12 protein-coding genes are annotated in these 14136 nt (G+C 33.8%); 8 read left to right on the top strand and 4 right to left on the bottom strand.

Translation table 11 applies throughout. The features are described from left to right. Positions 1 to 65: 65 nt before the first annotated feature. Positions 66 to 533: a DNA starvation/stationary phase protection protein gene (locus tag CP355_RS05060; protein WP_098044025.1), complete on the top strand. Its 468-nt coding sequence runs from the start codon at positions 66 to 68 to the stop codon at positions 531 to 533. 219 nt (positions 534 to 752) lie between these two features. Here the strand turns inward: CP355_RS05060 and CP355_RS05055 are convergent, their stop codons facing one another. Together CP355_RS05055 and CP355_RS05050 are read right to left on the bottom strand one after the other, a co-directional pair. Next, entirely contained in the window at positions 753 to 1034 is a 282-nt protein-coding gene (locus CP355_RS05055) for a hypothetical protein (RefSeq protein WP_098044024.1), read from the bottom strand. Continuing rightward, positions 1031 to 1225 carry a hypothetical protein gene (locus tag CP355_RS05050; protein ID WP_199161209.1) on the bottom strand — a complete coding sequence of 65 codons (195 nt, stop codon included), beginning with the start codon at positions 1223 to 1225 and terminating at the stop codon, positions 1031 to 1033. The genes CP355_RS05055 and CP355_RS05050 overlap by 4 nt, the downstream gene beginning before the upstream one ends. Positions 1226 to 1348: 123 nt before the next feature. Here CP355_RS05050 and CP355_RS05045 point away from each other — a divergent pair, with 123 nt between their 5' ends. After that, positions 1349 to 4876 (top strand): SNF2-related protein, encoded by a 3528-nt coding sequence (locus CP355_RS05045; RefSeq protein ID WP_098044023.1) that lies wholly within the window; start codon positions 1349 to 1351, stop codon positions 4874 to 4876. 96 nt (positions 4877 to 4972) lie between these two features. Here CP355_RS05045 and plsY read toward each other — a convergent pair whose 3' ends face one another. Further along, positions 4973 to 5599: a glycerol-3-phosphate 1-O-acyltransferase PlsY gene (gene plsY / locus CP355_RS05040; protein ID WP_098044022.1), complete on the bottom strand. Its 627-nt coding sequence runs from the start codon at positions 5597 to 5599 to the stop codon at positions 4973 to 4975. A 96-nt stretch (positions 5600 to 5695) separates the two neighbouring features. Between plsY and parE the strand changes: the two genes are divergently transcribed. The 5 genes from parE (at position 5696) to CP355_RS05015 (ending at position 12854) form a co-directional block, all read left to right on the top strand. Further along, positions 5696 to 7642, top strand: a complete 1947-nt coding sequence (parE, locus tag CP355_RS05035; RefSeq protein WP_087235541.1) for a DNA topoisomerase IV subunit B — start codon at positions 5696 to 5698, stop codon at positions 7640 to 7642. A gap of 16 nt (positions 7643 to 7658) precedes the next feature. Then, positions 7659 to 10115 (top strand): DNA topoisomerase IV subunit A, encoded by a 2457-nt coding sequence (gene parC, locus CP355_RS05030; protein ID WP_098044021.1) that lies wholly within the window; start codon positions 7659 to 7661, stop codon positions 10113 to 10115. A 149-nt stretch (positions 10116 to 10264) separates the two neighbouring features. Further along, complete coding sequence (locus tag CP355_RS05025; protein ID WP_098044020.1) at positions 10265 to 11239, top strand: LysR family transcriptional regulator; 975 nt, start codon at positions 10265 to 10267, stop codon at positions 11237 to 11239. A gap of 20 nt (positions 11240 to 11259) precedes the next feature. Then, positions 11260 to 12195 carry a manganese-dependent inorganic pyrophosphatase gene (locus CP355_RS05020; RefSeq protein ID WP_025006106.1) on the top strand — a complete coding sequence of 312 codons (936 nt, stop codon included), beginning with the start codon at positions 11260 to 11262 and terminating at the stop codon, positions 12193 to 12195. A gap of 80 nt (positions 12196 to 12275) precedes the next feature. Further along, positions 12276 to 12854 (top strand): peptidylprolyl isomerase, encoded by a 579-nt coding sequence (locus CP355_RS05015; RefSeq protein ID WP_098036384.1) that lies wholly within the window; start codon positions 12276 to 12278, stop codon positions 12852 to 12854. Positions 12855 to 12888: 34 nt separating this feature from the next. Here the strand turns inward: CP355_RS05015 and CP355_RS05010 are convergent, their stop codons facing one another. Further along, positions 12889 to 13242, bottom strand: a complete 354-nt coding sequence (locus CP355_RS05010; RefSeq protein WP_098036385.1) for a helix-turn-helix domain-containing protein — start codon at positions 13240 to 13242, stop codon at positions 12889 to 12891. A 240-nt stretch (positions 13243 to 13482) separates the two neighbouring features. On the opposite strand from CP355_RS05010, the gene CP355_RS05005 reads away from it, so the two are divergent. Further along, positions 13483 to 14124 carry a YoaK family protein gene (locus CP355_RS05005; protein ID WP_199161208.1) on the top strand — a complete coding sequence of 214 codons (642 nt, stop codon included), beginning with the start codon at positions 13483 to 13485 and terminating at the stop codon, positions 14122 to 14124. Positions 14125 to 14136: the final 12 nt, after the last annotated feature.

Here is a 14136-nt window from a genome sequence, read left to right as displayed (position 1 = left end):
ATCTGTATCCGCTACCATGGGAGTATAAGCAACGTTGTATGTTTTAAATCCTAAGGAGGATTTTTATGAAATATCAAAAGACTAAAGAAATTTTAAATCAAGCAATTGCTGACCTTAGTCAATTACAAATGGTAGTACGTCAACAACACTGGTACATGCGTGGACCAGAATTTTTGAACTTACACCCATACTTAGATGAAGTAATGGAAGAATTAGACAACCAACGTGACTTAATCGCTGAAAGATTAATCACCATTGATGGTTCTCCATACTCAAGCTTGGCAGAAATGGTAGATCATTCTACAATTGAAGCTCACCCTGGCAAATGGGGCACACCTACTACAGAACGTTTTGCGACTATTGTTGATGGCTATCATCACTTGGAACACCTTTACGAAAAGGGAATTAAAGCCGCAGATGAAGAAGGAGACTACAGTTCAAGTGATATCTTAACTACTTGCCACAATGACCTCGAAAAGAGAATTTGGATGATGACAGCTGAGATTAATCAAGCTCCTGGAATTGATGAATAATTTAAAATAAATTCAAAACAAAAAAAGACAGTAAGCTAGAAACATGCTTACTGTCTTTTTGTCATCTAATATCTACTTGTTCTTTTTCAAATATCTCACTCAACTTTTTAACTAATACTATCTATTAGCATTCTCCCCACAATATAAAAGTCCAGAAAAAGGGTGATTCACTCTCTAACAAGAATTGTACCAAATTAAACAAAAAGTTGATACTATTTTTTAATTATCTAAATTTATATTTTGTTCATTTGAATCATCACCAAAAAATTCGACTAAGACATCCGCATCAGGATACAGTTCGGGGTACAGATTTAAATATTCTTTTATATTGTTACAATATTCTATATTTTCTCTTTCTTGACTATAATGATACAATTCATCAAAATCTAAATTTGATTGCGATAATAACCACTCACGATAAATCGTTAAAATTCGAATTACTTTTTGCACATTAAAGATATACAGATAATTATAACCAAACCGCTTAGTTAAAGCTTTCAATGACTATTTTTATTAACTTTAATGTCATTTAGATCTTGCAACAATTTTATCTTAGTATGGTCATCCATATAATCAGCACTCAATATCTTTTTAACGGTATTTTTATGCTTTTGTTCACTAACGGTTTTACCTACCAATATACCTATGCCACAGAATACAGTAGATTTAATAATCTTTTTTACTAACATCATATTTATTCTCTTTACTTTATAAAACACTAGTAATTACATTATATTTGCTTATACCTAAAATATTACTTTAAACTATAATTATTACCAATCATTAAACTAATTATTACAAAAAGGAATGATTTAATGGCTAATTGGCGTACACTATTTCCAGCTCGAATTTTAAGTCGCGGCGAAATATACTATGACAATCTAATGATCAAGTCTTTTGATCTTGCACAAGATAACGAACATTTTGCTGCAACGATTCAAGGTGGAGTAGGCCAGTATTATAACGTTTCAGGTCGACTTCGTTTAGACGGTCGTGCTTCTGAATTAAAGTGCAATTGTCCATGGGCTAAGAAGGGCCATCGTTGTAAACATGAAGTAGCGGCACTTCTAGCAACAGAAAATGAACAAAAAACAAATAAAAAATATTCTACAACTCAAGGGACTCATTTTAGTGATTTACTTTCTGAAGACATAAAAGAAAGTATTATTAAAGCCCAGCCCGCAGTTAATCCACTAGACATTATTGGAGATAAACTCTGTAATAAGCAAGACTATCAAACTGCTATGCAACTAAAGCTGAATTTAACAGAAATTAGTTGTGATCATTTAGATAATAAAATGCGTTCTTATGAATATATTTGGCATTTAGAGCAGTACGATGGCAGCTGGGTAACATTGGATGTCCAATTTACACGTTGGCAAATCATTGCAATTGATTTTAATGCTTTTCATAAGCTTTCTGTAAATCAAGAGGTAATCAATGCTTTGACTTGGCTTAAATTTATTCCTGAATACCTTAAAGATGATCCTTTTGATATAACTAATGATGCTGCATTACAGCTTCTTTCACTATATTCCACTAAGCCTAAGGAAGATAATGATCCAATAGTTTTAAGGGCTCAAACCAACAATTATGGCTCTATGCTTAGTATTCAATTTAAATTGGGTAAAGGAAATCATCTTTATCAGCTTAAGGATCTGAATCATTTAATCGATATGGTTCATGATCAACAACCGATAAAATTGGGCAAATTTTTCAACGAAGTAATTGATTCCGAAAAAATGGATACTAGTAGCAAGCGGTGGCTAGATTTTATTAAGAAGATTGTCGATGCTCGCAACTTAAATAAATGGGGATATTCTACTGAGACTCTTGATCGCATCGATGTCAGCGATTCAATTGCTGATGAAGTAAATGATTTATTGTACCAAGGATCAAAGCTATATTCTGGGACTCGTCTTGTAGGTTATACTACCGATAAACTGACAGCTAATATCCAAATTGAAGAAGAAAATGGCAGTGCTCATATTCTAGTAGAAGATTTTCCGACCTCAACACTAATAACGGGAAATGACAATTTTTATGGTTATTACAAAGGCGTATGGATTAAATATGAGAGCCTCACTCCTAAGTATTTAGCTCAGTTAGGCTTGCATCCCGGTGAAGAATTACGTTTTAGCAAGAAAAACGTTACTGAATTTACACGAAAAGTTTTGCCTAAATTAGAGCAATCTGATTATCTAGAGATATCTGGCGCTAATAAATTACGAGCTATTTTGCCACCTGAAGCAAATTTTACATTTAAATTCGACTATCAAGATAATAATGCCCTGTGCCAAGCCCTTGTTCAATATGGCAAAAATACATACTTACTAAATCGCAATTTTTCTCAAACTGAGCGCCGTGAAGCTAAAAGAGAAAATGAAATTGAACAACTAGTTAAACAATATTTTTCTGATTTCAAGAATAATGAATATCTGTTGTCTAATGATGATTTAGATCGCTTAGGCGAATTCCTTGATCATGGAATTGCCAAATTTAAAGAAATTGGCGAGGTGCAAATTACGCCAACGTTTAGATCTCTCCTAAAAAGTACCAATACCAAGATGGAATTAGGTGTGAGCGTTAACTTAACCAATGAACTAATTGATGTAGATATCTCCAGTCAAAAAATGAGTTGGGAAGATATTCAAGCTGCACTTAAGGCATATCAAGAAAAGCGGCGCTATTTTGTTTTATCTAATGGTCTACTTCAGCATACCCAGCAACCAACTATTGAGCAATTAGCTCAAACACTGCATGATTTAGATATCAGCTTTACAGATTTTATCCATGGAAAATTACAATTACCTGCTTATCGTGCCTTTTACTTTGCCAAAGAAATGAAAAAAGCTAATTCTTTACATTTCTCCAGTAATGAAGCTTTTAATCAATTAATTAATGATTTAAACAAAAACCAATTAAAACCAAGTAAGCTGCCTACTAAGCTAAAAAGTGTCTTACGTCCTTATCAAAAAGAAGGATTTAATTGGCTTAGTACATTAGTTAATTATAATTTTGGCGGAATTCTAGCCGATGAAATGGGCTTAGGTAAAACTCTACAGGTAATTGCTTTATTATTAACTAGGAAAAAGAAAAATAGCACTAGTTTAGTAGTAGCACCAGCATCGGTTATCTATAACTGGCAGAATGAAGCACAAAAATTTGCGCCTGAATTAAAAACTGCTGTACTAGGTGGAACTAAAAAAGAGCGAGCATTAATTCTCTCTAACGCTAATAATTACGATTTATTGATTACCTCATATCAATCTTTAAATCGTGACTTGGAATCTTATCAGGGACTTGTTTTCGATATCCAAATTCTTGACGAAGCACAAAATATCAAAAACCACCAATCAATTACAGCTCAATCAGCTAAAGTTATTAAGGCTCATCATAAGCTTGCCTTAACAGGTACACCAATCGAAAACAAATTAAGTGAATTATGGAGCATCTTTGATTATTTAATGCCTAATTTTTTAGGATCATATCTAAACTTTAAGAAGAAGTTTGAGATACCAATAATTAAAGAAGAAGACGAAAATGCCGAAAATCAATTAGTTGAAATGGTAACGCCATTTATTCTGCGCAGGCTAAAAAAGGATGTTTTAAACGATTTACCTGCAAAAGACGAAGAGATCGTTTACGTTACTATGGGTACTAAGCAAGCTGAACTTTATAAACTACAAACGCAAAAGTTAATAGCCGAATTAGCTCGTCAGGGGGATGCAGAATTCAAGCGTGCTCATTTTAAAATCTTTGCGCAAATTACTAAATTACGTGAAATTTGTTGTGATCCGCATTTATTGTATGAGAATTATCATGGTAACTCTGGCAAATTGATTATGACTATTAAGCTAATCAAAGCAAATATAGAAAATGGACATAAAATTCTCTTATTTTCACAGTTCACTTCAATGCTAGAGATAATTCAAAACAAGTTAGCTAAACTAAAGATTCCTATTTTTGTAATTACAGGAGTAACTGCTAAGAAAGAACGTCAGGAAAAAATTCGTCAGTTTAACACATTAGATAAACCTGGCATCTTTTTAATCTCTCTTAAAGCAGGGGGAACTGGCATTAATTTAACTAGTGCTGATGTAGTTATTCACTATGATCCGTGGTGGAATTTAGCTGCGGAAAATCAGGCAAGTGATCGTGCTCACCGTATGGGACAAAAACACACAGTTAAAATTTATAAAATGGTTACCCGTGACAGTATTGAAGAAAAAATTATTTCGTTACAACATAAAAAAGCAGACTTAGCCAAGATAATTTTAGATAATCATGATGTCGCACAAGCTACAATGAGTAAAGAAAATTTATTAAAGATTCTAAAATGATTTTGCACTTGCGAACTACTGTTTGCATAGGTATAATAAAAAACTAAATATAAAACCAACAAGTTATATACTTGCTGGTTTTATATTTAGTTTAATTTAGTGATGTTTTTTATAATACCAATAATATAATCCGAATGGCACCATATTTTCTTGGTGATGCTTTAGACGAATTATATTGCTTCGATGGCTCCAGTAGATTAAGACTACGAGCAGTCCACTGATAATGCTTAAGGCAAGATCGTGGAAGAACAATGAAGCTATAAAAATCAAAACTACTGAAATTAGGCTAGTTAATGAAACCATACTTGTAATAAACAAGATTGGGAAAAAGATGACTGCACAAATTAAAAAGAAGTGGATATTATAGCCTAATAAGAAACCGGCTGATGTAGCAACGGCTTTCCCACCTTTGAATTTTAAAAAGATTGGGAAGGCATGCCCTAAAATTGCAGCTAGGCCAAAAATCAGGCTAAGATAATGAGGTCCTAGATGAAATAGAACTGGTAATAATGTAGCTATGGTTCCCTTGAAAAAATCTACCAAGAAAACAATAATTCCAGCTAATGGACCTAATACTCTAAAAGTATTAGTAGTACCTATATTACCAGAGCCATATTTCCTTATATCTTTGTGAAAGAAGATTTTTCCCACTAATACACCCGTCGGAAAAGATCCGATCAAGTATGCTAAAATAAAAAACGATGCAAATTTTAATGCAAACATATTCAACAACTCCTATTAATCTATCGCTATTTTAGCAAAGATTATTCCTTAAATATACGGTGTTGGTGAATTATTGAGTAAATGGGGGATTTTTTAGTGGCAAAAGCTAATACTTATGATGATTCTTCAATTCAAATATTACATGGACTAGAAGCTGTTCGTAAACGACCAGGTATGTATATTGGTTCAACAGATATACATGGTCTTAATCAACTAGTTTACGAAATAGTCGATAACTCTGTTGACGAAGCCATGGCCGGCTTTGGTAAAGAAATTGATGTAACTATCCATAAAGATAATAGTGTAACTGTAAGAGACTTTGGACGTGGGATGCCTACAGGAATGCATAAGTCAGGAAAGCCAACTATTGAAGTTATTCTGACTGTACTCCATGCAGGTGGTAAATTTACTGAACAAAACTATAAAACATCAGGTGGACTTCATGGTGTAGGTTCATCCGTAGTAAATGCACTTTCAAGTTATATGAAAGTACGTGTTGTTCGAGATGGAAAGGCATACGAAGAAGAGTTTGAAAAGGGTGGACATCCTATTGGAACTCTTAAGTGTTTAGGCAAAACTAAAGATCCTACTGGTACTACAATTACTTTTAAACCAGATGCTATGATCTTTTCAACAACTAAGTATAAGTATGAGACTATTCAGGAACGTATTCGTGAGTCTGCCTTTTTGCTTAAAGGTGTTAAGTTTGTTTTAACTGATGAGCGAGAACCTGAACATCATGATGTATTTCAATATGATGATGGAATTAAATCTTTTGTTTCTTATCTAAATGAAGGTAAGGGAACTATTAGTGATGTTTTCTATTTTGAAGGAAAACAAGATGGCATGGAAATTGAATTTTCCGGTCAATATAGTGATGGATATTCAGAAAATTTAGTATCTTTTGTTAATAATGTTCGTACTGGTGATGGTGGTACTCATGAATCTGGTGCTCGCAGCGGATTTACACGTGCTTTCAACGATTATGCTAAAAAGCAGGGACTACTTGGTAAAAAAGATAAAAATATCGATGGTTCAGATTATCGAGAAGGTTTAAGCGCTGTTTTATCAGTGAAAATTCCAGAAGAATTACTTGAATTTGAAGGTCAAACTAAAGGTAAATTAGGCACCCCACAAGCACGTTCAGCAGTTGATTCACTCGTCTACGAAAAGATGTCTTATTATTTGATGGAAAATGGTGAATTAGCTCAAGAATTGGTGAAGAAGGCACAACGAGCTAGGGATGCACGTGAAGCTGCTAAAAAGGCTAGAGACGAAAGCAGAAACGGCAAGAAAAGACGCAAAAAAGAAGTTCTTTCTGGTAAGCTTACCCCTGCTCAATCACGTAATCCTAAAAAGAATGAATTATTCTTAGTCGAAGGTGACTCTGCCGGTGGTTCAGCAAAACAAGGCCGTGACAGACGCTTCCAAGCAATTTTGCCTTTACGTGGTAAAGTTTTAAATACTCAAAAAGCTAAATTACAAGATATCTTTAAAAACGAAGAAATCAACACTATGATTTATACCATTGGTGCAGGTGTAGGTGCTGAATTTGATGTTGATGATTCAAATTATGACAAAGTTATTATCATGACTGACGCCGATGACGACGGTGCTCATATTCAGATTTTGCTTTTAACCTTTTTCTACCGCTATATGCGTCCAATGATTGAAAAGGGAAAGGTATATATTGCTCTTCCACCTCTTTATCGTTTACAAAAGGGACGTGGCAAGAAAGCAGAAATTCAGTATGCCTGGACAGATGAAGAGCTTGCTAAAGATGAAAAGACTATGAAACGTGGCTATTCATTACAGCGTTTCAAAGGATTGGGTGAAATGAATGCTGAACAACTTTGGCAAACAACCATGAATCCTGAATCCAGAATGCTAATTCGAGTAAAAATTGATGATGCTGCTCTTGCTGAACGACGAGTAACTACCTTAATGGGTGATAAAGTCGCTGCTAGAAGAAAATGGATTGAAGAAAACGTTAAATTTAGAATGGGCGAAGATAGCTCAATCTTAGAATCAGAAGATGATTAAAGAAGGTTTTTAATTAATGACCACAAAAGAACGAATTCGTGAAATGCCGCTTGAACAAGTTATGGGCGAGCGTTTTGGGCGATATTCCAAATATATTATTCAAGAACGGGCTTTACCTGACATTCGTGATGGATTAAAGCCTGTTCAGCGACGCATTCTTTATGCAATGTATCAAGATGGAAATACCTATGATAAGCCATTTAAAAAGGCCGCAAAGGCTGTTGGTAACATTATGGGTAATTTTCACCCACATGGTGACAGTTCTATCTACGGTGCTTTAGTTCACTTATCCCAAGATTGGAAGATGCGTGAACCATTAGTAGAAATGCATGGAAATAACGGGTCAATGGACGGTGATGGTCCTGCGGCTATGCGTTATACTGAATCTCGCTTAAACAAAATATCAAACATGCTTTTGCAAGATATTGATAAGCAAACAGTTAAAATGGTTCTTAATTTCGACGATACTGAATATGAGCCAACTGTTTTGCCAGCCCGTTTTCCTAATTTATTAGTCAATGGGTCAACGGGTATTTCTGCGGGGTATGCTACTGAGATTCCTCCACATAACCTTGGTGAAGTAATTGATGCTACTATTTATTTGCTAAAACATCCTGATGCTTCATTAGAAGATCTAATGAATTTTGTGAAAGGCCCCGATTTTCCTACTGGTGCTATTGTTATGGGAACTAAAGGCATCAAGGAAGCATATAAAACTGGTAGAGGTCGTATTCAAGTTAGAGCTAAAACCAGTATTCAAGAAATTCGTGGACACCGTCAAGAAATTGTAGCAACAGAAATTCCATTTGATGTTAACAAGGCTCTTTTAGTCAAAAAGATTGACGAGATTCGATTAAATAAAGAAATTGATGGTATTGCTGAAGTACGTGATGAAACTGACCGTCATGGTCTGTCTATCGTTATCGAACTAAAAAAAGATGCAGATGCTCAAAACATTTTAAACTATTTATTTAAGAATACTGATTTACAGGTTTCTTATAACTTCAATATGGTTGCAATTGATCATATGACTCCTGTTCAAGTAGGCTTAAAGCGTATCTTATCATCCTACTTAGAACACGAAGAAGACGTTGTAACTAAGCGAACCAAATTTGATTTAAATAAAGCTGAAGCACGTCTAGAAATCATTCAAGGTTTGATTCATGCGATGGATATTCTTGATCAAGTTATTAAGACCATCCGTGCTTCAAAAAACAAGGCTGACGCTAAAAAGAACTTGGTTGCCAAATATAAATTTACTGACAATCAAGCCGAGGCAATTGTTTCTTTACAACTTTATAGATTAACTAATACTGATGTTAATGCATTGATTGCCGAACAAACTAAGCTCAATAAACTTGCAGAAAAATACCGTAAACTTTTGTCAGACCGAAAGACCTTAGAAAAAGAAATTATTAAAGAACTATCAGCTGTAAAAAAGGAATTTGCTAGTCCTCGTCGTACTGAGATTTCTGAAGAAAGTGCTAAAGTTAAAATTGATGAAAAAGCATTAGTTGCTGATGAACAAGTACGTGTATTAATCAGTCGTGATGGTTACTTAAAGCGTTCTTCACTTAGATCATACCAATCTACTGATGATGCCGATAATGGCTTACCAGATGGAGATAAAGTAATTTATGAAAATACGTTATCCACTTTATCTAATCTTTATCTATTTACTAATCATGGTAATGTTATCTACCGACCAGTTCATGAGTTAGTAGAAACTAAATGGAAAGAAACTGGGCAACACCTTTCTCAAGAAATTGGATTAGACAGTGATGAACAAATTATTCGTGTCTTTGTATTCGATAATTTAAACGTAACTAAAAACTTTGTTCTAGCTACCAATGATGGTTATATCAAACAACTTGAATTGACTAACTTGCAACCAACTAGAACTTATAAATCACGTGCTATGACAGCTATCAAATTAAAGAATAAAGATAGCTTATTGATTGGGGTAGATCTAATTAATCCTAATGATAAAAAGGAAATCACATTATTTACTCATCGAGCATATGCAATTAGATATGACATCAGTGAAATTCCAACGTCAGGTTCTAAAGCGGTAGGGGTTAAGTCAGCTAACCTTAAAGATGACGATTATATAGTCGGCTATGTTTTAGTTGACAGTCAGTATCTCGATTTAATGCATGTTGGTTTAATTACTCAACGGGGTGCATTTAAGCAATTTAAGCTTTCTTTAGTTAATAAGGTATCTCGTGCCAAACGTGGGGTATTAGTTTTACGCGAACTAAAGACTAAACCACATAGAATTGTAGCTTTAATGCCTTACGCTCAAGATCATATCCTACATGTTACTACCTCTAGTGACCGTCACATTGAAATTAAGACTAATGAATATCCATTAGGTGATCGTTATTCAAACGGTTCATTTGTTATCGATACAACGGTAGATGGTACACCAACAGATATTGAATTAGGTCGTCCAATTAGTAGTCAGAATTAATATCATGCTTATTATTTAATAACATTTTATAAAAAGAAAATAGTGCTGAGACATTTGTTTTGACACTATTTCTTTTTGGATAGATAATAAATTATGTTATGGGACATGACTTATCATAAAATAAAATTTCGAGAAAGAAGATAATTGTTATGCCTAAAACTGATACAATATTGTCGGCTAAATTATTACGTTATTTTTTACAACTAATTGATACAATGAACTACACCCAAGCAGCTCAAATTTTGGGAATTACCCAACCAGCATTAACTCAACAAGTTAAAAAGCTTGAGCATGCTATTGGTGCGCCCTTATTTGGTCAAATGGGTAAGAAGCTATATTTAACCGAAGCAGGGAAAGAAATGGAAACTGCTGCAGTTGAATTGCTTAATACTATCAATGGAGTTGTAAGTGATATTCAAGAATATACTCAAGCAGATAAAGGTCATATCTCTGTAGGGATCTTGGATTCACTTCAATCAGATCTTTTCCATAAATTCTTAGGTGAATTTAATAAGAAATATCCTGATGTAACCTTTACTATCAATTATTTTGATCGTAAAGAGCTATGGCGTAGGTTGGATACCAACCAAGTTGATATGGCGATTATGTATTTACCTGACAATACGAAGAAGGAAGATACTAATTTACGTCACCAGTATAATTACGAACACTTCTATGATGATCGATTAGTAGTTTTAACTCATAAAACAACTGTTGAAGCTGAAGAAACTTGTCCAGTTTCACGCTTTATAAATAGAAAATGGGTCGCATATCCTGACAATTTCTATTTGACACCTTTAATGCATGAATACTTCGGTAAAAAGAATAAGCCGATTATTCCTATTAAAATTGGATCTACAAAAGAATTAATCAAAATGGCTGAGAATTCAGATTACGATACCTTTATTACTCAATCCTATTATGACGCCCATCGTGATGAAATTGACTCAACCAATTTGACTCCAATTTATTTGAAGGAAGATCATGGATTTCATATTTCCTACGTTTATCGTAAAGGCAAGCTTGAAATACCTAGAATGCAAAATCTCTTAAAAGAATGGGAAAAGTTCTTGGACAAGCATCAGAATTTTAGTAAACTATTAGTAGATCAAATAAAAAGTTAGAAAAAGAGGCAATTTATTCAATGGAAAAAGAATTTGTTTTCGGACACCAAAATCCAGATACTGATGCTATTGGTACTGCCATTGCATTTTCATACTTACAAAATAAATTAGGCTATAACACTGAAGCTGTAGCTTTGGGTGAGCCTAATGATGAAACTGCATATGCCCTTAAGAAGTTTGGTTTTGAAGCTCCTCGTGTTATCAAAGAAGCTGCTCCAGAAGTTAAGGCTGTAATGTTAGTTGACCACAATGAACCTCAACAAAGTGTCTCAGATATCGATAAAGTTAAGGTTACTCATGTTGTTGATCACCACAGAATTATGAACTTCAATACTGCAGATCCTTTATACTATCGTGCTGAACCAATGGGTTGTACTTCAACCATCGTTTGGAAGATGTTTAACGAAAATGGTATTGAAATTCCTGAAAAACTTGCTGGATTAATGCTTTCAGCTATTATTTCAGATACTTTACTTCTTAAATCACCAACTACTACTGATGATGATAAAAAGGCTGTTGAAGCATTAGCAAAAATTGCCAACGTTGACTACAAAGAATATGGTTTAGCAATGCTTAAAGCAGGTACTAACATTAGTAATAAATCAGAGGAAGAATTAATTGATTTAGATGCTAAGAGCTTTGCTTTAAACGGCCACAACGTACGTGTAGCACAAATCAATGTAGTTGACCTACCTGAAGCTTTGGAACGTAAGGATGCCTTTTTAAAGGCTATGGAATCAGCATCAAATGATAATGGTTATGACATGTTTATGCTTTTAATCACTAACATTCTTGATTCAGATTCTGAAGCTTTAGTAGTTGGTTCTAATGAAACTAAAGAATTGTTTGAAAAAGCTTTTGATAAGAAGCTTAATGATTCAGAAGTTAAGTTGCCTGGTGTTGTATCACGTAAGAAACAAGTAGTTCCACCATTAACAGAAGCTTTTGAAGGCTAATTTTTAGGTTCTACTAAAAATGACTAGGGAACATATCCCTAGTCATTTTTTTATCTTAAATTTAAAGGAGATAATAATATATGTCATACCCACAACTAGATTTAGAAAATATTACAGGTCCTCGTGCTACTATTAAGACTAATCACGGTGATATTAAGATTCAATTATTCCCAAAACAAGCTCCAATGACCGTTGAAAATTTTGTTCGATTGGCAAAAAAGGGATACTACGATGGTACTATTTTTCATCGTGTAATTAGTGATTTCATGATTCAAGGTGGTGACCCTGAAGGAAATGGTACTGGAGGCACTAGTATTTGGGGCCATCCTTTTGAAGATGAATTCTCACGTGATTTATTCAATCTTCGTGGTGCATTATCAATGGCAAATTCAGGTCCTAATACCAATGGCAGTCAATTCTTTATCGTCCAGAATAAGAACATGCCTAAGCGTTACATCAAGCAAATGGAGCCAGCTGGTTATCCTAAAGAAATTATTCATGCTTATAAGCAAGGAGGAACCCCATGGTTAGATGGTCGTCATACTGTTTTTGGTCAAGTAATTGATGGCATGGATGTAGTCGATGAAATTGCCAAGGTAAAGAAAAATAAAATGGATAAGCCTCTAGAAGATGTAGTTATAAATAATATAGAAATTTAAGACTAAAAAAAGAAGTTGCGCTCGCAACTTCTTTTTAATTCATTTCTTTTAAAAGTACGATGAGTGACTTACATACTCGTTCAGCTTGATCGTCTGGTAATTTTCTTAACTCATTAGTAACTTTTTGAATGAAAATTGGCGTATTGTTAACATGATTTTCTAGCTTAATATTTTTAGCAGAATAAGCATTATTAATAATATCTGGTGTACTAGTGTTCAAAGCCCGAGCTATTGAATCAAGCTTCTGAATACTAATGTTTTGATCTTTAGTTCTTTCTAAGCGTGAAATAAAATTAACTGAAAGATCGCTAAGTTCAGCTAAGTCCTCCTGTGTAAGTTTTTGTTCACGTCTTCTACGAGAAATTTCTTCTCCTAAATTAATATTCACAAAGCATTCGATCCTTTCAAGTTACTTATACCTTTATAGTTATAGACTATAAAAGTTTCAGGATAAAATGAATAAACTATTTTACAGTCTCTTATCCCGTGATTCCACTTAGGTAATTCTAACTCAAAAACCCTATAAAATTAAGTAATTTGAAAGATAATCTTAAGAAATTATATTTTTGTTCTATATAAAGTTTATAATGTAAACTGATTATAAATTAAGAGGGGAATTAATGAAGAAATGAATTTAAAAGAGATTTTTAATAAATATGAGCGTCCTGCAGAATCTAGACAATTAGCATGCGCTCTTACTTTTTGTGGAGGATTTGTGGATGCCTATACATATATTCAAAGGGGACATACATTATCTGCTGGACAAACTGGAAACATTATTTTCTTCAGTTCAGCTTTAGCTGACCATAATATAGCTGGCATGATTAACCGTTCAAGTACATTTATCGCTTTTTCTTTAGGATTGCTCGTAGTAGGTCTTTTCCATAAGTACGTTAAAGGATATTATTGGAGAGTATTTTGTTTGTTTCCAATTTTGGCTATTTGCTTAATTGTTGGTTTTTTGCCGCGTAGTGTTCCTAATTATTATATTGTGCCGGCAATTGCGTTTGGACTAGCCATTCAAAATGCATCATTCAGCAAAATTGAAGGAATGGGATATAATAATGCATTTACAACTGGAAATCTAAAGAAATCAGTTGTTGCTTGGAGCGCATTTTTCTTTGGTGAAGATAAAAGCCAACATACAGCTGCAGTAAATTATATGTTATTAGTAATTTCATTTGGAGTTGGTGCAATTGTTTCAGCAATTCTTCAAAAGTTTTTTGTGGCGGATTGTAAAATCAAATTGAACACTTCGTTCAAATATTAAAAAAAGTCCATT

It is taken from the genome of Lactobacillus sp. UMNPBX4, from assembly GCF_002554115.1.
Lineage (GTDB): Bacteria > Bacillota > Bacilli > Lactobacillales > Lactobacillaceae > Lactobacillus > Lactobacillus gallinarum.
This window is presented reverse-complemented; position numbering and strand designations above follow the sequence as displayed.